Source organism: Plantibacter sp. MMLR14_011, assembly GCF_001865025.1.
GTDB lineage: Bacteria > Actinomycetota > Actinomycetes > Actinomycetales > Microbacteriaceae > Plantibacter > Plantibacter flavus_A.
The window spans coordinates 99,356-119,657 of record NZ_MJGW01000010.1 but is presented as its reverse complement, the minus strand read 5'-3'; the positions used below and the strand labels follow the sequence as shown (position 1 = coordinate 119,657).

At 68.2% G+C, this 20,302-nt stretch carries 21 protein-coding genes; 8 read left to right on the top strand and 13 right to left on the bottom strand.

Translation table 11 applies throughout. The features are described 5' to 3' along the window. Positions 1-37 precede the first annotated feature (37 nt). A complete protein-coding gene (locus tag BIU99_RS07820) occupies positions 38-331 on the bottom strand; it encodes a DUF4287 domain-containing protein (protein ID WP_071260650.1) in 294 nt (97 codons plus the stop codon). Between the two features lie 127 nt (positions 332-458). Here BIU99_RS07820 and BIU99_RS07815 point away from each other — a divergent pair, with 127 nt between their 5' ends. Then, the gene (locus BIU99_RS07815) at positions 459-839 is read left to right on the top strand and encodes a DUF3054 domain-containing protein (RefSeq protein ID WP_071260648.1); all 381 of its coding nucleotides are present in this window, start codon (positions 459-461) and stop codon (positions 837-839) included. 28 nt (positions 840-867) lie between these two features. Further along, positions 868-1,797 carry an isoprenylcysteine carboxylmethyltransferase family protein gene (locus BIU99_RS07810; RefSeq protein ID WP_071260647.1) on the top strand — a complete coding sequence of 310 codons (930 nt, stop codon included), beginning with the start codon at positions 868-870 and terminating at the stop codon, positions 1,795-1,797. A gap of 115 nt (positions 1,798-1,912) precedes the next feature. On the opposite strand, the gene BIU99_RS07805 is transcribed toward BIU99_RS07810, so the two are convergent. The 3 genes from BIU99_RS07805 to BIU99_RS07795 all read right to left on the bottom strand — a co-directional run bounded on the left by BIU99_RS07805 (position 1,913) and on the right by BIU99_RS07795 (position 4,944). Then, positions 1,913-3,316, bottom strand: coding sequence for an MFS transporter (locus BIU99_RS07805; RefSeq protein WP_071260645.1), 1,404 nt, complete (start codon positions 3,314-3,316; stop codon positions 1,913-1,915). A 5-nt stretch (positions 3,317-3,321) separates the two neighbouring features. After that, entirely contained in the window at positions 3,322-3,774 is a 453-nt protein-coding gene (locus BIU99_RS07800) for a MarR family winged helix-turn-helix transcriptional regulator (protein WP_229939713.1), read from the bottom strand. A gap of 111 nt (positions 3,775-3,885) precedes the next feature. Next, entirely contained in the window at positions 3,886-4,944 is a 1,059-nt protein-coding gene (locus BIU99_RS07795; protein WP_064295772.1) for a magnesium and cobalt transport protein CorA, read from the bottom strand. Between the two features lie 309 nt (positions 4,945-5,253). Here BIU99_RS07795 and BIU99_RS07790 point away from each other — a divergent pair, with 309 nt between their 5' ends. Further along, positions 5,254-6,138, top strand: coding sequence for an alpha/beta hydrolase (locus BIU99_RS07790; protein WP_175484365.1), 885 nt, complete (start codon positions 5,254-5,256; stop codon positions 6,136-6,138). 37 nt (positions 6,139-6,175) lie between these two features. Here the strand turns inward: BIU99_RS07790 and BIU99_RS19705 are convergent, their stop codons facing one another. Both BIU99_RS19705 and BIU99_RS19350 read right to left on the bottom strand, forming a co-directional pair. Beyond that, complete coding sequence (locus BIU99_RS19705) at positions 6,176-6,598, bottom strand: hypothetical protein (protein WP_139205377.1); 423 nt, start codon at positions 6,596-6,598, stop codon at positions 6,176-6,178. A gap of 215 nt (positions 6,599-6,813) precedes the next feature. Further along, complete coding sequence (locus tag BIU99_RS19350) at positions 6,814-8,046, bottom strand: AAA family ATPase (protein ID WP_083397247.1); 1,233 nt, start codon at positions 8,044-8,046, stop codon at positions 6,814-6,816. A gap of 19 nt (positions 8,047-8,065) precedes the next feature. Here BIU99_RS19350 and BIU99_RS07785 point away from each other — a divergent pair, with 19 nt between their 5' ends. The 4 genes from BIU99_RS07785 to BIU99_RS07770 all read left to right on the top strand — a co-directional run bounded on the left by BIU99_RS07785 (position 8,066) and on the right by BIU99_RS07770 (position 11,565). Continuing rightward, positions 8,066-8,245, top strand: a complete 180-nt coding sequence (locus tag BIU99_RS07785; RefSeq protein ID WP_071260643.1) for a hypothetical protein — start codon at positions 8,066-8,068, stop codon at positions 8,243-8,245. 157 nt (positions 8,246-8,402) lie between these two features. Continuing rightward, complete coding sequence (locus tag BIU99_RS07780) at positions 8,403-9,821, top strand: FAD-binding oxidoreductase (protein WP_071260641.1); 1,419 nt, start codon at positions 8,403-8,405, stop codon at positions 9,819-9,821. A gap of 57 nt (positions 9,822-9,878) precedes the next feature. Continuing rightward, positions 9,879-10,928, top strand: coding sequence for a biotin/lipoate A/B protein ligase family protein (locus tag BIU99_RS07775; protein WP_071260639.1), 1,050 nt, complete (start codon positions 9,879-9,881; stop codon positions 10,926-10,928). Between the two features lie 91 nt (positions 10,929-11,019). Then, entirely contained in the window at positions 11,020-11,565 is a 546-nt protein-coding gene (locus BIU99_RS07770; protein ID WP_082916113.1) for a HEAT repeat domain-containing protein, read from the top strand. Between the two features lie 72 nt (positions 11,566-11,637). On the opposite strand, the gene BIU99_RS07765 is transcribed toward BIU99_RS07770, so the two are convergent. Genes BIU99_RS07765 through BIU99_RS07755 form a run of 3 tightly spaced genes read right to left on the bottom strand, consistent with a single transcriptional unit; the run spans position 11,638 to position 13,454 of the window. Beyond that, entirely contained in the window at positions 11,638-12,138 is a 501-nt protein-coding gene (locus tag BIU99_RS07765; protein WP_064295762.1) for a hypothetical protein, read from the bottom strand. 41 nt (positions 12,139-12,179) lie between these two features. Next, entirely contained in the window at positions 12,180-13,100 is a 921-nt protein-coding gene (ppk2, locus tag BIU99_RS07760; RefSeq protein WP_064295763.1) for a polyphosphate kinase 2, read from the bottom strand. A 60-nt stretch (positions 13,101-13,160) separates the two neighbouring features. Beyond that, positions 13,161-13,454, bottom strand: coding sequence for a GNAT family N-acetyltransferase (locus tag BIU99_RS07755; RefSeq protein ID WP_071260637.1), 294 nt, complete (start codon positions 13,452-13,454; stop codon positions 13,161-13,163). 70 nt (positions 13,455-13,524) lie between these two features. Here BIU99_RS07755 and BIU99_RS07750 point away from each other — a divergent pair, with 70 nt between their 5' ends. After that, positions 13,525-14,391: a site-specific DNA-methyltransferase gene (locus tag BIU99_RS07750; protein WP_064295765.1), complete on the top strand. Its 867-nt coding sequence runs from the start codon at positions 13,525-13,527 to the stop codon at positions 14,389-14,391. Positions 14,392-14,469: 78 nt separating this feature from the next. Here BIU99_RS07750 and BIU99_RS07745 read toward each other — a convergent pair whose 3' ends face one another. The 4 genes from BIU99_RS07745 to BIU99_RS07730 all read right to left on the bottom strand — a co-directional run bounded on the left by BIU99_RS07745 (position 14,470) and on the right by BIU99_RS07730 (position 20,302). Next, positions 14,470-15,483: a LacI family DNA-binding transcriptional regulator gene (locus tag BIU99_RS07745; protein WP_071260635.1), complete on the bottom strand. Its 1,014-nt coding sequence runs from the start codon at positions 15,481-15,483 to the stop codon at positions 14,470-14,472. A gap of 137 nt (positions 15,484-15,620) precedes the next feature. Next, entirely contained in the window at positions 15,621-17,069 is a 1,449-nt protein-coding gene (locus tag BIU99_RS07740; RefSeq protein ID WP_071260633.1) for a GH1 family beta-glucosidase, read from the bottom strand. 232 nt (positions 17,070-17,301) lie between these two features. Next, positions 17,302-19,098: an MDR family MFS transporter gene (locus BIU99_RS07735; protein WP_071260631.1), complete on the bottom strand. Its 1,797-nt coding sequence runs from the start codon at positions 19,096-19,098 to the stop codon at positions 17,302-17,304. Between the two features lie 109 nt (positions 19,099-19,207). Further along, a complete protein-coding gene (locus tag BIU99_RS07730; RefSeq protein WP_071260629.1) occupies positions 19,208-20,302 on the bottom strand; it encodes an alpha/beta hydrolase in 1,095 nt (364 codons plus the stop codon).

Here is a 20,302-nt window from a genome sequence, read left to right as displayed (position 1 = left end):
GTCAGCGCACCGCGCTGGCAGCAACCCGGACGGGGAATCAGGGGGCGGCGGGCTTCGTCGCCGCTCCGTCGAGCCAGAGCTCGGTCGACTCGTCGCGGTGCACCCCGTCGGTGCCGACGTGCTTCTCGCTGATCGTCGGACCGTTCTTGATGACGTGCACGAGCGCCATCCCATGACCCCGGCCGAGCTCGTAGTCCGCCTTCAGCCACTCGAGGATCTCACCGGCCTTCGTCGACGCGTCGAAGCCGCGGGCGTGCGCCTCGTCGACGAGCGCGCGCGGGGTCTTGCCGGTCTTCGCCTCGGCGGCATCGAGATAGGCCTGGAACGACATGACGGCTCCTTCGTCGATCGGGTGTCAGCGCCATCGTAGCCAGCGCCGGCACCGAGCGATAGGCCTCGCAGCGCGCCATGCGGCCTCCCTCCAGGGTGGGCGGCGACGACGCCAATAGGGTGAGGGGATGGACCGCCCCAGCAGGACCCCCGCCGGATTCGCCGCGACCGTCGGCATCGACCTCCTCGCCGTCATCGTGTTCGTCCTCATCGGCCGCGCCAGCCACGGCGAAGGCGTCCTCGGACTCCTCGTGACGCTGTGGCCGTTCGCCGTCGGACTCCTCGTCGGACACGTCCTCGCACTCGTCCTCGGTCAGCGCGAGACCCGCTCCGTCCGCTGGGCCGGCGTCGTCGTCTGGGTGTCGACCGTCGTCGTCGGAATGGTGCTGCGCGCGGTCTCCGGCCAGGGCGTCCAACTCAGCTTCGTCATCGTGACCGTCCTCGTCCTCGCCGTTCTCCTCCTGGGGTGGCGCTTCGTCGCGTGGCTCATCGCGCGCCGACGCCGATGACGACCCCGACCCCGACACCGACGAGCACATGAGCGCCGAGCGCTGGGGACGCTGGTACTTCGCGGTGCAGGCCCTCGCCGGTGCAGCGTGGTGGGTGTCGGTGTTCCTCGTCCCGCCCGTCCGTGCGGCGACGCTCGGCAGCCTCGACCCCGTCGTCACAGCCGTGCTCGACGTCCCGTTCTTCGTCGTCGCCTCGGCGCTCGCCGCATGCGCCATCCGATGGGCGGCGATCCTCGCGACCGGATGGACGCTGCTGGTCACCGTGTCACTGGGGATCTTCGCGGCCGTGACCCAGGAGGCGGGCGTCGGTGCCCTGCTGATGGTCGGTGCCGCGGTCGGCTCGGTCACGGCACTCGCGCTCGTCCTCACGGGCGGGATCCCGAGAGCGTGGATCGCCTTCGGGCCGTTCGCGTTCCGCCCGGCGGACGCGTCGGCGTCGACCGGTTCGCAACTCGTGAGGACCGCCGTCGAGATCGTCGCGTTCTGGGGTGTCTTCCTCGCGGTGATCCCCGCCGTCCTGCGCTTCTTCGAGCTGCGGTGGCGGGTCGCGGTCGCCCTGCCGCCGGGTGCCGAGCAGTTCGCCGTGGCCGTCGGCATCGTCGTCGTGGTGCTCGGGAGCGTCGTCGGGCTCTGGTCGGCGGCCGCGATGGCGACGACCGGTGGTGGGACGCCGCTACCCGCCGCGATGCCGAACCGACTCGTCATCGCCGGCCCGTATCGCTTCGTCCGCAATCCGATGGCCGTCGGCAGCATCGTCCAGGGCGTCGGCGTCGGACTCCTGCTGTCGTCCTGGATCGTGGTCGTCTACGCGGTCTTCGGCGCCGTCGTCTGGAACGTCCTGGTCCGGCCGGTCGAAGAGGCCGACCTCGAGGCGCGCTTCGGCGAGCCCTACCGCCGCTACCGCGATGAGCTGCGGTGCTGGGTCCCGAGTGTCCGCCCGGTGTCGGGTCGTTCGTGACTCCTGCTGCGCGTGACGACCGGCCGCGTCACCCGCCGCCCCGCGCGACCGGGAGCCCCGGCGGTCGCAGGATGCAGGAGTTGTGGACGCCGAGCGGGTCGGAGCGGAGGACCGTCTAGCGGCGGGAGCCGGTGAGGGTCGTCGACTCGTCGACCGGCGACGACTCGGGACGCGACTCGGGCGCCTTCGCGCGCGACTTCGGCTTCGGCAGCGGGATCGGCGAGGTGAGCGCGATCTGCTCCGAGAAGTCCTCCGGCGTGACCGGTGAGACGACGCCGTCGTGGGTGAACTGCAGGCGCCAGCGGGAGTCCGGTGCGACGCGCAGGCGGAGGTGATGACGGAACACCCCGTAGGCGAGGCCGGTGGCGCAGGCGGCGAACCCGGCGAGTGCGCCCAGGCCGAGCGCCCAGCGCGGCCCGAAGGTGTTCGCCACCCACCCGACGATGGGCGCGCCGATCGGGGTGCCACCCATGAGGATCGCCATGTACAGTGCCATCACCCGGCCACGGACGGCGGCCTCGGTGCTCGTCTGCACGAGTCCGTTCGCGGTGGTCAGGAGCGTCACCGTCGAGAAGCCGACGAGGATCAGCACGGCGGCGAACGACCAGTAGCTCGGCATGAACGCGGCCGTGAGTGCAGCGACGCCGAAGAGCCCGGCCGCACCGACGATCATCCGCATCTGGGCCTGCGCCCGCCGCGCCGCGAGGAGCGCGCCGGTCAGGGAACCGATCGCGAGCACCGAGGAGAGGATGCCGTACTCGCCCGCGCCCTTGCCGAACTCGACGGCCATGGTCGAGGCGAAGATCGGGAAGTTCATGCCGAACGCGCCCATGATGAACACGATCACGAAGATCACCATGAGGTCCGGCCGCCCGCGGACATAGCGGAAGCCCTCGACGAACTGTCCTCGAGCCCGCGGTGGGCGCGGCGCCCGACGGAGCTTGCCGGTGCGCAGGGCCAACAGGGCGCCGATGACGCCGAGGAAGGTGAAGGCGTTCACGACGAACACCCACCCGGAGCCGATCGCGACGATGAGGAGACCGGCGATGGCGGGGCCGACCATGCGCGCCGCGTTGAAGGACGCCGAGTTGAGCGCGACGGCGTTCGACATGTTGTGCTCGTCGACGAGCTCGGAGACGAAGGTCTGGCGGGCCGGGCCGTCGACGGCGTTGATGATGCCGAGGGCCAGCGCGAAGAGGTACATGTGCCACAGCTCGGCGTGACCGAAGATGAGCAGGGCGCCGAGGGCTGCGGCCAGGAGCATGAGGCTCGACTGGGTGAGGATGAGGATCTTCCGCTTGTCGAAGCGGTCGGCGATGAGACCGGTGATCGGCACGAGGACGAGCTGCGGGCCGAACTGCAGGGCCATGGTGGCCCCGACGGCCACGGCGTCGTTGTCGGTGAGGTCGGTCAGCACGACCCAGTTCTGGGTGGTGGCCTGCATCCAGGCGCCGACGTTCGACACGAGAGCGCCGATGAACCAGATGCGGTAGTTGACGCTGGACAGGGAACGGAACATTGCACTCACTGGGTGGCGAGTCTCCTCATGATCTCGGCTGCGCGGGCGAGGGTGTCGCGTTCGTCCGGGGTGAGCGCGCGCAGCTGCTGGGTGATCCACGCGTCGCGTTTCCGGACGGTCTCGGTGACGGTGGTGTGGCCCGCTTCGGTGAGGGCGATGGTGACCTTCCGGCGGTCGGCCGCGTCGGTTTCTCGGGTGACGTACCCGGCCTCTTCGAGGCAGTTGACGGTGCGATTCATGGATGGCGCGGACACGCGGTCGCGTTCGGCCAGTGCCCGCAGGGTTGCGGAGCCCTCTTTGTAGAGCCCTCCGAGAACGGAGAACTGCGGGTCGCTGAGGTCGTCGACCGACTTCTCCCCGCGCAGTCGTCTCGCGAGCCGGAAGGTGCCCATCCGGAGTTCGGACGCCTGCTCGGCGATCGTCAGTGCCCTGGTCTTCGTCGCTGCTCCGCTTGCCACGATCCATTAGCTTAGCTCATTAGCCACCCTAAGTATACCCGCAAACTGTCACAAACCGACAGTGCACGGGGAGCAGGACTGGCAGTTGGTGACAGTTCGCGAGCAGGGGGGTCAGAGCCAGCGGCGGGCTCGGAAGATGGCGTACAGGGTCCCGGAGAGGACGAGCATCGCTCCGATCGCGACCGGGTAGCCGAACTGCCAGTGCAGCTCCGGCATGTCGTCGAAGTTCATGCCGTAGACGGTGCCGATGAGTGTCGGGGCGAAGAGGATCGCCGCCCAGGAGGAGATCCGCTTGATCTCCTCGTTCTGCGCCAGGGCCGTCTCGCTCATCCGACGCGACTCCTCGTTCTGCGCGAGGCTCGCTTCCGAGAGGCGTCGCATCTCCTCGTTCTGCTGCTGCGTCATGAGCGTCGCGTGCACCGTCAGCGCGTTCCGGAGCAGGTGGCGGAAGGAGTCGACGCGCTCCGCGATCCGGAGGGTGTGGTCGAGCACGTCGCGGAAGCCGTTGCGCAGCTCCTCGTCGAGACCGTACTTGTCGGCACCCTGCAGCAGGCCGTGGAGCATGGCCCGCAGGGGCGTGGTCGCGCGCTGGAACGCGATGACCTGACGCAACAGTTCGTAGATGCGACGCGAGACGTCCGCGGCGTCGCCGAAGAGCTCGTCCTCGATCTCGTCGATGTCGTTCTCGAGCCCCGCGACGACGGGACCGTAGCCGTCGACGACCTGGTCGAGCACCGCGTGCAGGACGGCGTCGGGACCGAGTGCGAGGATGTCGGGCCGGGCTTCGAGTCGCCGCCGGACCTGGCCGAGGTCGGGCTTCTCCGCGTGGCGGACCGTGACGACGAACCCGGGTCCGACGAACAGGTGCACCTCGCCGAACTCGACCCGCTCCTCCTCGTCCAGGTAGCGGGCGGGACGCAGGACGACGAACAGCGTGTCGCCGTACCGCTCGAGCTTCGCCCGCTGATGGCCCTTCAGGGCGTCCTCGACGGCGAGCGGATGCAGGTCGAACTCCTGAGCGACGGAGCGGATCTCCGACGGTTCCGGGCGGTACAGACCGATCCAGGCCATGCCGCGCTGTTCGTTGAGGAGCTCGTACGTGGCGTCGAGCGATCGCGGGCTCGCCGAGCGCCGTCCGGTCACGTAGATGCCGTTGTCGATGAGTGCCATGAGGTCTCCGTCCATCGATCGACGGGAACGTGCGGCGGCCGCGCGGGTGCAGGCGATCTCGGTGGATCGCACCCGGGGAGGTGTGAGTGAGGGCGCCTCGGCACCGGCGGTGGCAGCGCCTACCGGGTGAGGGAGGCGGGGCGGCTCGTCGATGCGGTGGCGCGGGTACTGTCACCAGCCATGGCCGCTCACCTCGCTTCCGTCGAAACCTGCCGGCCCGCCGTTCGGGCCTCGTTCACCGTACGCCTGCCCTCCGGGAACCGCAAACGGACTCGCGACGCCGACGGTCCGAGGGCATACGCTGGCGGGATGAGCGAGCAGACCCCGCCACCCGTCTCCGACGCGAACCGCCCCGTCGAGCCACGACCGTATGCGACCGAGACGATCGTCGACGACGACGGCGTCACGGTCTACGTCTACCTGTGGGAGGTGCCGAACCCGCGGGCCGTCGTGCACATCGCCCACGGCGCGGGCGAGCACGCCCTCCGGTACGGGCGTCTCGCCGCACGGCTCAACGACGCGGGATACACGGTCGTGGCCGACGACCACCGCGGCCACGGTCGCACGGGCCTCGAGCACCTCGGCCTCGGCAAGCTCGGCCCGCGGACCACCCGGGGCGCGATCGACTCCGTCGCCGCCGTCGGCCGGTACCTGCGGACCCGCTTCCCCGAGTCGCGGCTCGCGTTGCTCGGTCACAGCTGGGGCTCGCTCATGGCGCAGAAGGTCGTCGCCGAACACGATCTGTACGAACTCCTCATCCTCTCCGGCACTTCACTCGCGATGCCCGGCGTCATCAACGCCGGCGACCTCAACAAGCGCTGGCGGAAGACCGGGAAGACCGGTCTCGAGTGGCTCAACCGCGACCCGGCCGCCTGGGCCGCGTTCGCCGCCGACGAGCGCAACTTCGACATCGGTGTGACCCCGGTGTGGAACCCGATCCAGGCGTTCGCCTTCCTCGGTCGCCCGCCGAAGCGCCTGCCGCGCAAGCTGCCCGTGCTGATCCTCGGCGGCTCCGACGATGCCCTCGGCGGCGTCCGCGGCCTGACCCTGCTTCGCGACGCGTACGTGAAGCGCTCGAAGCTGACGGACGTGACGCTCGTCATCTACCCCGAGGCGCGGCACGAGATCTTCAACGAGCTGAACCGCGAGGACGTCGAGCGCGACGTCGTGGAGTGGCTCGACAAGCGGGCCTGAGTGGTTCACGCCGTAAAAGGCATTGGCGAGGCTCGCATTAGGAACGCAACGGTCCGCTCACTTCGTCGAGCGCAGAGGCGAAGTCGGACTGTTGCTTTGACGTCCACCCAGATTGTGCTTGCCGTTTGAGGGCCAGATCGTATTCGCCTTCCCACGTATTACGCAGTCCGGCATCGGTCAAACGAAACCGTTCGATCGTCGCAGAGCCTTTTTCGGTATGCGACACAGGTGCAGATGGTTTATTCGCACCACCGGTGTAGCCACCTGTCATGTGGTCACGGACGCGATCGAGGTACGGATGGATGATCGTAAATCTAGCCTTACGGTAATTTGTCGGAAATGGCCGCAACAGGGGATCAAAATTCTTCTTAATTTTCGAATTGCATGAATCACAGCTGAGGAATAGGTTGAGCGGCTCGTAAGTCCATTCGGGAACCCCGCGTTTTGTGCTCTTTGGCACGAAGTGATCAAGCGCTCTTCCGCGCCGGACGTGTAGTCCGACCTCCAGAGAGCAGTAGGCGCATCGTCGCTTTTGGCTGCGAAAACACCACGCTGTGAACTCTGTGCGAAACTGTTTAGTAGCATTTGTCGTCGCCCAGGGCCGCAGTCTGCCGCTGCTGTCATGTGTCAACGATCTATCCAGACGAAATCGTCGAGGTGGCTTCTTGAGTCGCCTCATGTGCGATCGGCGAGTCTCGCGTCGAACTCTTCCAGTACTCTGTTTAGGGTGGAAGTGTCCGGAGATGACAGCCCTCTCAGACGGCGATGGGCGTCTAGGACGCCATCTTCGATAGTTTGGTCGAATTGTGCATTGCCCATAGCGGTAATCAGTAGCGACAGATCGCTTTCGACCATCTGGTTACCCGCCACTCGAGCGTTGAAGACGCGGTAGAGAATATTCTCAACCGACCGTCCCTCGAAGGGATCGTCAAATTCCACAAATTCGCCCCATTGGGGACCAGGCGTTAGGACGTCCGTGGCATCCGCGACCAGATATGGTGAATGTGTTGCGATGAAGAAATGCGAGCCGGATCCCTCCGGGTGCAAGGTGCGCAAGAGTGGAATAAATGCCGACTGCCAATTCGGGTGTAGCCCGAGCTCAGGTTCATCAATTAGGATCAGTGAACCGGTCTCTAGTGTTGCCGCAACTCGCGCAAAGATTGAAAAGAGCATAGCCTGACCGGAACTGAGCTCTCGGGCAAGAACTCCCGTGTAATCTCGAGCGAATTCTACTTCTAGATGAAGACCCGCCGTTCGTCTGACTTGCCGCATTATGAAGGGTATCGGAAGTCCATACTTTCGGGCGAGGTGCGCGATAAAACCCGGATACCGGCCTTCGTCGGTGACAGCGCGTTCGGTGTATGAATTGCCGAAAGCCCTCATCTCGTCATTCAAGTCAGTTACTACTTCGGCCGCACGTGGCTCTTCTGCCTTATCGAGATCGTTGAGAAGTCGTGATCGCGGTGCCTGTGCGGATTTAGTGTTTGAGCGTCGGACGATCAATCGCCAATCATCAAATTCAAGCTCCGAGAGGAGAGGGGCAAGGTCGGCGTTCGACTGGCGCGCGAGATATTCGATAAGTGAATTTGCGATTGAATCGTGAAGTGATCCTGTCGACATGTTGTTGGCGGCTTGTCGCAACCCTAGGTAGCGGTAGGGGCCCTCGATGCGTGCCGAGGCAAAGGGAAATGAGTCTGACACCAAATTCGATATCGCGAGTATGGCGCTCGGAGTTCCGTTGTTCATCCATAAATCGGATCTACGTGTCTCAGCTAGCCTTCGAAGCATCTGGCTCTTGCCGCAACCGTTGGGACCAATGATGACGGTGAAACGATCGCGTTCGCTAGCCGATTGAGGCGTGAGACTGAAAGCGAAGCGTTCGTCACGAAAATTGTCCAACGAGAACATTGCCTCACCCTATAGGCAGATGCTTCTTCAGAGAAACGGCGCAGCAGTCATCTACCCCGAGGCGCGGCACGAGATCTTCACCGAGCTGAACCGCGAGGACGTCGAGCGCGACGTCGTGGAGTGGCTCGACAAGCGCACTTGCGCAGACGGGGCGTCGGGTACCCGGCCCCGGTCCCTGAGCGGCGGCCCCGGTCCCTGAGCTTGTCGAAGGGCTGACCGAAGGCGGGCCCATCACCCTTCGACAGGCTCCGGGACCGGTATCGCGCTCAGGGACCGGTAAGGCGGGCCACCCGGTGACAAGTGCGGGAGCCGCGGGGTACAGTCGCGACACCCACACTCGACGCAGAGGAGACCCGGTGACCTCGGACGGACCCACCTACAGCCACCGCAGACGGAACTCGGCCGAGCGCATCGCGCGGTCGCTCGCGGGAGCGAGTACGGTCCCGTACTGGCTCGACAGCCCCGACCGGCCGACGCCGGAGCCCCGACTCGTCGGCCAGGTCACGGCGGATCTGCTGGTCGTCGGCGGCGGCTACTCCGGACTCTGGACGGCGCTCATCGCCAAGGAGACCGACCCCTCGCGTGACGTCGTGCTCATCGAGGGCAAGGAGGTCGGCTGGGCGGCGAGTGGCCGGAACGGCGGCTTCTTCGAGGAGAGCCTCACCCACGGTGTCGACAACGGCGAGCGTCACTTCGCCGACGAACTGCCGGAGCTCGATCGCCTGGCGGACGAGAACTTCGACGAGTTCGTCGCCACGCTCGACCGCCTCGGGATCGACGCCGAGTTCGAGCACACCGGTGTGCTCACGGTCGCGACCGAGCCGCATCAGGTCGACGCGCTGCGCGAGGTGTCGGGCGACGGTGTCTTCCTCGATCGCGAGGCCGTCCAGGCGCTCGTGCACTCACCCGTCTACCTGGCTGGTCAGCGGGAGTGGAAGAGCACTGCGCTCGTCCACCCGGCGAAGCTCGCCTGGGGTTTGAAGCGCGCCTGCATCGAGCTCGGAGTGCGGGTCTTCGAGCACACCCCGGCGACCCGGTTGCGGCGCTCGGGCGACGGCGTCGCGGTGACCACGAAGCAGGGCGGGGTGCAGGCTCGGCACGTCGCGCTCGCCACCAACGGCTTCCCGTCGCTCCTCAGGCGCACGGAGCTCCTGACGATCCCCGTGTACGACTACGTGCTCATGACCGAGCCGCTCTCCCCGGAGCAGCTCGAGAGCATCGGGTGGACCGACCGCTTCGGCATCGCCGACTCGAGTCGCGAGTTCCACTACTCCCGCAGGTCCGCCGACGACCGCATCCTCTACGGCGGCTTCGACGCGGTCTACCACCGGGGTGGCAGGATCCGGCCGGAGCACGATCAGCGCCGCGAGACGTTCGAGACCCTCGCCGACCACTTCTTCACGACCTACCCGCAACTCGACGTCCGGTTCACCCACGCGTGGGGCGGCATGATCGACATGTGTTCGCGGCTCTCGGCGTTCCAGGGCACGGCACTCGGCGGACGCGTCGCCTACAGCGCCGGGTTCACCGGACTCGGGGTCGGCGCCACGCGCTTCGGTGCGAAGGTCATGCTCGATCTGCTGAGTGGCGAATCGACCGAGTTGACCCGCCTGAAGATGGTCAGATCAAAGCCGATCCCCATCCCTCCGGAGCCCATCGCGAACCCCGCGATCCAGACCGTCCGCCGTGCGGTCGCCCGTTCCGACGCGAACGAGGGCCGCGACGGCCTGCTCCTGAAGGTCATGGACCGCTTCGGTATCGGCTTCGCCTCCTGACCCGGTTCGACGCCCCTTCCGGGGAATCCGGACGCCGTCCAGGAATAGGCTGGGTGCATGCATGGTGAGTACAAGGTCCCGGGTGGCAAGCTCGTCGTCGTCGATCTCGAGGTGGTCGACGACCGCATCGCGGACTTCCGCCTCGCGGGTGACTTCTTCCTCGAACCCGACGACGCACTCGCGCTGATCGACCGCGCCGTCACGGGGCTTCCCGCCACCACCGACGCCGCAGGCCTCGCCGCAGCCATCCGCGGGGCGCTGCCCGAGGACGCCGTGCTCCTCGGCTTCACGCCCGAGGCCGTCGCGACGGCGATCCGCCGCTCGCTCGCGAAGGCGACGGGCTGGGGCGACTACGACTGGCAGCTCATCCACGAGGGCTCGGTGTCACCGCAGCTCCACCTCGCGCTCGACGAGGTGCTGACGAACGAAGTCGGCGAGGGCCGCCGTGGTCCGACGCTCCGCATCTGGGAGTGGGACCAGTCGGCGGTCGTCATCGGCAGCTTCCAGTCGCTCAAGAACGAGGTCGACCTCGACAACGCGAAGGCGAACGGCTTCGAGGTCGTCCGCCGCGTCTCCGGCGGTGGCGCGATGATGATGCAGCGCGGTGGCATCATCACCTACTCGCTCTACGTCCCGGCCGAGCTCGTGAACGGCATGACCTTCGCCGACTCCTACGCCTACCTCGACGACTGGGTGCTCGTCGCCCTCCGCTCGCTCGGCATCGAGGCGACGTACCAGCCGCTCAACGACATCACGAGTCCGTCGGGCAAGATCGGCGGTGCCGCGCAGAAGCGGCTCGGGAACGGTGCCGTCCTGCACCACGTCACGATGAGCTACGACATGGACGGGGAGCTCATGACCCGGGTGCTCCGCATCGGGCGTGAGAAGCTCAGCGACAAGGGCACGACTTCTGCGGCGAAGCGCGTCGACCCGCTCCGCAGCCAGACCGGGCTCTCGCGGGCCGAGATCATCGACCGCATGAAGGACACCTTCGTCGAGATCACCGGCGCGACCCCCGGCCACGTCACCGATGCCGAGCGCTCCGCCGCCGAGCAGCTCGTCACCGACAAGTTCGCCACCGACGCCTGGCTCACCCGCGTCCCATAACCTGCCGCAGCCCGCGAACTGTCACCAGGGGCGGGTGTAGGCCTGCATCACCCACCGTTGGTGACAGCTCGCGGGCTAGGGTGGGGGGACGATGACAGCGCAGAACGAGACACCCGACCCGTCGACCCCCGCCACGCAGGCGTCCCTCGAGCAACGGCTCTCCGACGCGGTGGCCGCCGAGAGCGAGACCCGGGTCGTCGAACGCTGCGTCTCCCTGCTCGCCGGTCGCTACGAGGGTGAGGACTTCCTCCGCGTCGTCGGCGGACACCACGCCGAGGGCATCCTCGGCGGAGCGCCCGCGCTCTACTGGCCCGAGCTCTGGGGCACCCGCGCCCTGCTGCACGTGTGGGACGACTCGGCCACCGCGCCCGTCGTCGGAGCACTCGGCAACCAGGCCTGGCGCGTCCGGGAGATGGCCGCACGCGTCTGCGCCGAGCGTCGGATCGGCGACGTCGCCGCGATCGCCCCACTGCTGAGCGACGACCACGCCCGCGTGCGCGCAGCCGGAGCCCGGGCGCTCGCCGTCGTCGGTGGTGAGGACGCCAAGCCGCTCCTCGAAGCGCTCCTCCGTGACCCCGACCGCGAGGTCCGTCGCGCCGCGCAGCAGTCGGCGAAAGCGCTCGCCGCCCGCCGCTGAGCTCGCGAGGGGGCCCGAACGGTCGGTCCCGGACGCTCGGCGCCAGCCATTCGGGACCCGTCGCGGGCCGGACTAGTGGGTGCCGGCCTCGAGCAGGATGATGACGATCCCGAAGAGGGCCGTCGCGACCCCGCCGAGGAGACACCACCACCAGCGTGACCCGCGCACCACGAACGCCGCGCAGCCGAGCACGAAGAGCATCAGCGTGGACACCTGCAACGCCAGCATCACGGCGTGCTCATGGCTGAGCACACCGGCGATGCCGAAGACGAGCGGGATCGTCGGGAGCACGGCGGACAGGAGCATCCCGGACGACTCCTGGAACCCGTGCCTGATCGACGCGCCGAGTGTCACCAACGCCTCGTGCCGATCGTCACCGTGGTGCGCGAGGGTGGCCGAGTAGACGTGCGCGAGCCAGAACACGATGAGGGTCAGCGCACTCGTGATGAGCACCTGCTCGACGTCGTCGTCCTCGTACACGCTCGACGCACCGACGAGGCCGGCGTAGACGACGGTGCCGTAGATCGCGCTCGACGAGGTGAGGCGTCGCAACGGTGACGGTTTCGGCTGCATGATCCAGAGGATAGCGGGCGCTGCAGCCCTGCGTCCCCGGTTCAGTCGCCGACGTTGCGCTCGCCGCGCTCGTAGACCGAGGCGGCGGGCCCGACGATGTTGGTGTCGGGCGTGCCGACGACCTCGTGGTCCTTGTTCTCGTAGTCGAAGCGGTGCAGCACGTGCCGCATCGCCTCGACCCTGGCGCGCTTCTTGTCGTTGCTCTTGACGATCGTCCACGGGGCGTCGGCGGTGTCCGTCGCTTCGAGCATCGCCTCCTTCGCGCGGGTGTAATCGCCCCACTTGTCGAGTGAGGCCAGGTCCATCGGGGAGAGCTTCCATTGCCGCACCGGGTCGACCTGGCGGATCGCGAAGCGCGTGCGCTGCTCGTCGGCGGAGACGGAGAACCAGAACTTCACGAGGTCGACGCCGTCGCCGACGAGCATCTGCTCGAACAGCGGCGCCTGACGCATGAACTCGTCGTACTGCGCCGGGGTGCAGAACCCCATCACGCGTTCGACGCCCGCGCGGTTGTACCAGGACCGGTCGAACAGCACGATCTCGCCGGCGGCCGGCAGGTGCTGGACGTAGCGCTGGAAGTACCACTGCGTGGACTCGCGGGCGGTCGGCTTCTCGAGCGCGACGACGCGGGCGCCACGCGGGTTGAGGTGCTCCGTGAAGCGTTTGATCGTGCCGCCCTTGCCCGCGGCGTCGCGTCCCTCGAACACGACGACCAGCCGACGGTCGTTCGCCTTGATCCAGTTCTGCAGCTTCAGCAGCTCGATCTGGAGCAGTCGCTTGTCGCTCTCGTACTGCTCACGCGACATGCGCTCCGCATACGGGTAGCCCTCGCGCCACGTGTCGATGTGGCTGCCGGCGGCGTCCAGCAGGATGGGGTCGTCGTCGTCGACATCGACCACCTGGTAACCGTCGACCTGGTCGAGTGCGGGCGGTGGTGCGTAGTGCGAGACGAGCTGCTGCATGGTCGGGACGCTAGTCCCCGTGCGTGACCGCCAGGTGGCCGGTGGGTGACGCGCTCGTGGCTAGCCGGCGGAGCGGGTGAGGAGGTCCTGACGCTCGGGGTGCGCGTCGAACCACTCGCCCACGTACCAGCACATCGGGACGATCCGACGGTCGCTGTGCTGCTCGACGTCGTCGACCGCGTAGGCGACGAGTTCGCCCGCGTACCCCTTGCCGCGGAAGGGCGGCGTGGTGAAGGTGCGGGGGAAGGAGATCGAGTCGCCCGAGATGCGGTAGTCGACGACGCTCACCAGCTGGCCGTCGACGTGCATGGTGTAGCGCTGGGCATCGGTCTCGTTGGCGAACTCCGTGGTCATACGCGGTACAACGCGCGGGGTCGGTCGTTCCTTCCCGGGTGTGCGGGCCGCGGGCTGCCAGAATAGGCACATGTCCCTCGCCGCAGCAGCCGATGAAGTGCCGCTGCGGTGGACCCCGGACGGCCCCGACCTCGTCCTCGAGGGCGACAACCTCGACGTCGTCGCGCAATTGCCCGACGAGGCGTTCACGCTCATCTACCTCGATCCGCCGTTCAACACCGGGCGCGTGCAGCGTCGACACTCCTCGACCTCGGTGCGCACCGCTGAGACGGGGGTGAACCGTTTCGCCGGCTTCAAAGGGCAGGCGTACGAGCGCATCCGCGGCGACCTCAGACGCTTCGACGACGCCTTCGACGACTACTGGGGCTTCCTCGAGCCGCGACTCGTCGAGGCCTGGCGCGTCCTGGCGGCCGACGGCACCCTCTACCTCCACCTCGACTACCGCGAGGCGCACTACGCGAAGGTGCTCCTCGACGCCCTCTTCGGTCGGGAGTGCTTCCTCAACGAGATCATCTGGGCCTACGACTACGGCGCGAAGGCGCAGAGCCGCTGGCCGACGAAGCACGACACGATCCTCGTCTACGTGAAGGACCCGAAGGGGTACCACTTCGACAACGCGACCGTCGACCGCGAGCCCTACATGGCGCCCGGGCTCGTCACCGCGGAGAAGGCGGCGCGCGGCAAGCTCCCCACCGACGTCTGGTGGCACACGATCGTGTCGCCGACCGGCCGCGAGAAGACCGGGTACCCGACGCAGAAGCCGGAAGGGATCCTGCGTCGCATCGTGCAGGCGTCCTCCCGCGAGGGCGACTGGGTGCTCGACTTCTTCGCCGGCAGCGGCACGACGGGGGCGGTCGCGAAGGCGCTCGGTCGTCGTTACGTCCTCGTCGACGAGAACCCGCAGGCGATCGAGATCATCCGCTCCCGCCTCTCCTAGCCCGCGAACGGTCAGTTCAGCACAGTCGCTGCGCCCGGGACTATCGTCTGGTGACCGTTCGCGGGCTGGTGGGGAGGGTCAGACGGAGGCGCGCGAGACGAGGCGGGTCGGCATCATCGTGACGCGCTCGACCGGCTCGCCGGCGAGGCGACGGACCAGCACCCTCGCCATCTCGGCACCGAGGTCGATGGGTGACTGCGCGATCGTCGTGAGCGGCGGTGCGGCGGTCTCGCCGTAGCGGTCGTCGTCGTAGCCCACGACGGCGATGTCGCCGGGGATCGTCAGGCCGGCTTCGCGGATGACGGAGTAGGCGCCGGCGGCCATCTGGTCGTTCGCGGCGAAGAGTCCGTCGATGGGCACGCCGCGCGCGAGGAGACGCCGCATCGCGGCAGCGCCGTCGGCCGGGGAGAAGTCGCCCACCTCGACGAGGTCGTGCGGAAGACCCGCGACCTCGAGCTCCGCGCGCCACCCGGCGAGTCGGTCGACCCCACCCGGCATGTCCTGACGGCCCGCGATCGTCGCGATCCGCGTCCGGCCGGCCTCGATGAGGTGACGGGCCGCGGTCCTCGCGCCCTCGACGTTGTCGACGTCGACGTAGGTGCTGTCGACGACGTCGGCACCCATCGGGCGACCGCCGAACACGATCGGGAGCTCCTGGCCGAGCCGCGTGTACGAGTGGTCGCCACTGTGGTGTGACACGACGAGCGCGCCGTCGACGTTGCCGCCGAGCAGGTATCGGCGGGTCTTCTCGGAGTTCGCCTCGCTCGCGATGAGGAGGTTGAGTGTGTAGTCGGTCTCCGCCAGCTCGAGGGCCACTCCCTGCACGACCGCCGCGAAGAAGGGGTCCGAGAACACCCGGGCGGTCGACTCCGGGACGACGAGCGCGATGACCTGGGTCCGGCGGGAGGCCAGGGACCGGGCGGCGCGGTTCGGGACGTAGTCGAGCGCGGCGATCGCCTCGTTCACGACCGCGACGACCTCGGCCGTGACCTTCGGCGAGCCGTTGACGACGCGCGACACGGTCGCGCGGGAGACGCCTGCGCGTGCCGCCACCATCTCGAGTGTCGGGGCCCCTTGACCGGACTGCATCATCGTCCCCTTCCGAGCGGGTGAGCGTGCCGAGTGCAGTGTATCGCCGGGCGTCTGGACGTCCGTGGCCGGTGTCGCTCCTCAGGAGGTGACCGGCGTGTCGCGGCCCCTCGATCGCGACACGCCGGAGTGTTCCTGCGTCAGGGAAGCTCCGCCACGGTGGGCGCCACACGCGAGGCGGCGATGCGGCGTGCGTACGCCAGTCCGCTGTCCTTGATCGTGCGCTCCTGCGTGTCGTAGTCGACCCGCACGATGCCGAACCGCTTGTCGTAGCCGTAGGCCCACTCGAAGTTGTCGAGCAGTGACCAGACGAAGTAGCCGCGCACGTGGGCGCCGTCGGCGATCGCGAGTTCCACCTGGTCGATGTGGTCCTGGATGAAGGCGTCGCGGTCGACGTCGTGGATGTGGCCGTCCTCCGCGACGACGTCGTCGTAGGCCGCACCGTTCTCGGTCACGTACAGCGGCGGCAGCGTCGGATACTCGTGGCCGAGTCGGACGAGCAGGGCGCGGAGGCCGGCGGGGTGCACCTCCCAGTCCATCGCGGTGCGGGAGAGTCCGCGGCTCGGGAAGGAGATGTCGGGCGAGGCGAGCCACGGCGAACCTGCCTCGCGCTCGGTCGCGCCGGAGTGGCCGCCGTCGGCGCCGGAGTCGTCGGGGTGACCCGACACGAGGTCGTCGTGGTAGTGGTTGACGCCGAGGAAGTCGATCGGGGCGGAGATGGTCTCGAGGTCGCCGTCGTGGACGAGTGTGTCGAGGCCGAGGCCCTCGAGGTCTTGGGCGACGTCGGCCGGGTACTCGCCGAGGACGATCGGTTCGAGGAAGATGCGGTTCATGATGCCGTCGACGCGGCGGGCGGCGTCGACGTCGGCCGGGTCGGTGGGGTCCGCCGGGATCGCGTTGGTGAGGTTGAGGGTGATGCCGATCTGCTCGGCACCGAGCTCGCGGAGGCGGGTGGTCGCCAGCCCGTGGGCGAGGTGCTGGTGGTGGATGGCGGCGAGCGCGGCGGCCTCGTCGCGACGACCCGGTGCGTGCACGCCGACCGCATAGCCGAGGAGTGAGGAGCAGAACGGTTCGTTGAAGGTCGTCCAGTGCCGGACGCGGTCGCCGAGGGCCTCGTAGGTCACCTCGGCGTAGTCGACGAAGCGCAGGGCGGTGTCGCGGTTCGTCCAGCCGCCCTGCTCCTCGAGCGCCTGCGGAAGGTCCCAGTGGTACAGGGTGAGCCAGGGGAGGATGCCGGCGTCGAGGAGCTGGTCGACCAGGCGACTGTAGAAGTCGAGGCCGGCTGGGTTGACGTCGCGGTCGCCCGGCTTGATGCGCGCCCAGCTCGTGGAGAAGCGGTAGGCGTCGAGGCCCAGCTCGGACATGATCGCGATGTCGCCGGCGGTGCGGTGGTAGTGGTCGACGGCGACCTCGAGGTCGTCACCGTTGGCGATCGCTCCAGGCACCCGGGCGAAGGCGTCCCAGATGGAGTCCTCCTTGCCGTCCTCGTGTGCCGCCCCCTCGACCTGGGCGGCCGCGGTGGCGGAACCCCAGAGGAACGGCGGCAGGATCAGGGCCGGGCGGGTGGTGGGCTGGGGGGCGTGCGTCATCGAAGCTCCTCGTGGCTGGGTGCACGCCCATGCTATCGCCTGCTGAGAGCGCTCTCATGTCGGTCTCGCGTGTGGGTGGGGTGTGGCGCCAGCGCGGTGCGCTGACGCGAGCGCGGGTCTACGGAGTGAGCGCGCCCCTCCAGAGGGGCGCGCTCACGTGCTGGGGCCGCGGTGACGCCGATTCGACAGCGCTCACGTCAGCGCGGTGCGCTGGCAAACCGACGAACGACGGTCAGCGACGGGTGGAGGGATCGACGACGCGGTTGCTCGCGGTGTCGGGTGACAGCTGCGACCCCGCCAGCTCGGCGGCACGCTGGGCGGCGAGCGACAACTCGTCCTCGGCGTCCTCCGCAGCCTGGGCATCGGTTCGCTCCTGCAGCGCCGACTTCGCCCGCAGCGGCGGCGCCTTGAGGAACCAGCTGAGCACGAACGCGACGGCCACCACCGCGAAGCTCACCCAGAAGACGGTCACGGTCGCATCCGCGAACCCCGTGAGGAACGGCGCGGCCAGGTCGTGGTTCGCACCGACGAGGAACGAGGTGTCGCCGTCGAGCGCGGAACCGGCCGAGCCGCTGTTCTCCTGCGCACGCTGCAGCACCTTGAGGATGCCCTCGTTCGCCGGGTCCGACAGCACGGCCGGGTCCTGCGCCGCAGCCCGGACCCGCTCGCTGAGCGTCGGGTCGGCGAACGCCGCCGCGATGGTCGTCGGGATCCGCGTGTAGAGCACGGAGAAGATCACGGCCGTGCCCAGCGTTCCACCGATCTGGCGGAAGAAGGTCGACGAGCTCGTCGCCACCCCGATGTCGCGCGCCTCGACGGCGTTCTGGCTCGCGATCGTCAGCGTCTGCATCAGCTGGCCGAGTCCGAGGCCGACGAGCAGCATGCCGCCCATCATCCACCAGACCGGCTTGTCGGCCGTCGCGAAGCTGAAGTAGAAGAAGCCGCTCAGGAGCAGGAAGGTACCGACGATCGGGAACGCCTTGTACTTGCCGGTCCGGGCGATGATCTGGCCGCTCGCGATCGACGAGATCATGAGGCCGAGGATCATCGGCAGCATCAGCAGACCGGACTCGGTCGGCGTCGCGCCCTCGACGAGCTGCAGGAACAGCGGCACCGTCATCATCGCGCCGAACATGCCGAACCCGACGAGCACGCCGAGGATGGTGGCGACCCGGAAGGTGGAGTTCTTGAAGAGCTTCAACGGGATGAGTGCGTCGTCGCCCATCGCCCGTTCGACGAGGATGAACCCGACGATGCCGGCGACCCCGATGGCGTAGCAGGCGATGGACCCCGCCGAAGCCCAGCCCCAGATGCGGCCCTGCTCGGCGACGAGCAGCAGGGGCACGACGGCGAGGACGACCGTTGCGGCACCCCACCAGTCGATGCGGACGCTGTGGCGGGTGTGCGGGATGTGCAGGAAGCGGAGGACGATCGCGAGCGCGATGACGCCGATCGGCAGGTTGATGAGGAACACCCAGCGCCAACCGGTGATGAACAGCAGCTCGGGGGCACCGGCGAACAGACCGCCGATGAGCGGGCCGATGACACTCGAGACGCCGAAGACCGCGAGGAAGTACCCCTGGTACTTGGCGCGCTCGCGCGGGGCGAGCATGTCACCCATGATCGTCAGCGGCAGGGCCATGAGGCCGCCGGCGCCGAGGCCCTGGATGGCACGGAAGATCGCCAGCTCGTACATCGAACCGGACATGCCGGCGAGCAGCGAGCCGATGAGGAAGATCGAGATCGCGATGATGAACAGCGGGCGGCGGCCGAAGATGTCGGACAGCTTGCCGTAGATCGGCGTCGAGACGGTCGAGGTGATCAGGTACGCGGTGGTGACCCACGCCTGGAGGGCCATGCCGTCGAGGTCGTCGGCGATCGTGCGCATCGAGGTGCCGACGATGGTCTGGTCGAGTGCGGAGAGGAACATCCCGGCCATGAGGCCGAAGATGATGAAGAGGATCTGCCGGTGGCTGAGGACGGGGGCGGATCCCGACGGCTCGGTCGAGGCGGGGGAACTGGATGACATGCGGTCTCGTTCGACTCTGGGCGCGCCGGTCTGCAGGCGCACCGACGTTGGGGATTTTGCGTAGTGTGCAAACTTACACCCGGCGCAAGTTCCGCGGCAACCGCTTCGGTCAGGGCGTGGCGGTCTGCGCTGCGTCGAGGTCCGCGTCGAGCGCCGCGAGGTAGTCCAGGGTGGCCGTGAGCGCCACGTGGGCGTCGTCGAGGTCGAGGTGGAACTGATACTCGTGGGGGAGCGCCGGCTCGTGGTCCGCGGCCCAGAAGAGCTTCGTGACGTCGACGCCGGCGTCCTCGAGGGCACTGCTCATCGGGACCGACTGCAGCCAGGTGAGCGCGTCGCCGTTCCCACCGGTGATGAAGGTCGGCGGGAAGTCGGCGGTGACGAAGTCGATCGTCGACATGAGCGCGCCGGTCGACGTCTCCGACCAGTCCTTCGTGCCCGCGTAGGCCCAGAGGGCGGTCTGGAGGCCCCAGGCGCCGATGCCGTCGAGCTCGGCCATCGCCGGCAGGTCGTAGACCCCGCAGTTGAGGATCGTCCCGACGAGCTGGTCCGCAGCGATGCCAGGGGTCATGCCCGACAGCGTCGCGTAGTCGGGGTTGGTCGTGAGGACGGCGAGCTGGCTGGCGAGCTGCGATCCCGCTGAGTCGCCCGCGAGCACCAGGCGGTCCGGGTTCCCGTTCCACTCGGCGGCGTGCTCCGAGATGTACGCGAGGGCGTCGTTGAGCTGGTTCACGGCCGTCGGATAGACGGCCTCGGGAGCGATCGTGTAGTTGACCGCGATCGTCGTGTACCCCTCGGCCGCGAGGATGCGGAGGTAGGGTTCGACGTTGCCCTTCTCGCCGGAGATCCAGGCGCCGCCGTGGATCCAGACGATCGTGGTGAGCGGTTCGGTGCCGTCCGCCGGGGTGAAGACGTCGAGGGTGGTGTCCACCTGTGGTCGGCCACCGCTCGGTGCCGCGTACGCGATGTCGCGGAACTCCGTGAGCTTCGTGTCGGGGACGTACGGCTCCATCTCGGCGACCGTCGCAGCACCGCCGCGTTCGAACACCGAGCGGATGAGGAGCGCGGACGGCCACGGGGTGATGGCCGCGACGACCGCGACGACGAGGCCGAGACCGACCACGACGGCGGCCGCGGTCAGGAGCCGACGGAACCGCGGGCGCTTCCGGTGCGTCGGCGCGTGGTGTGCTGGCGTCCCTGCGGTCAT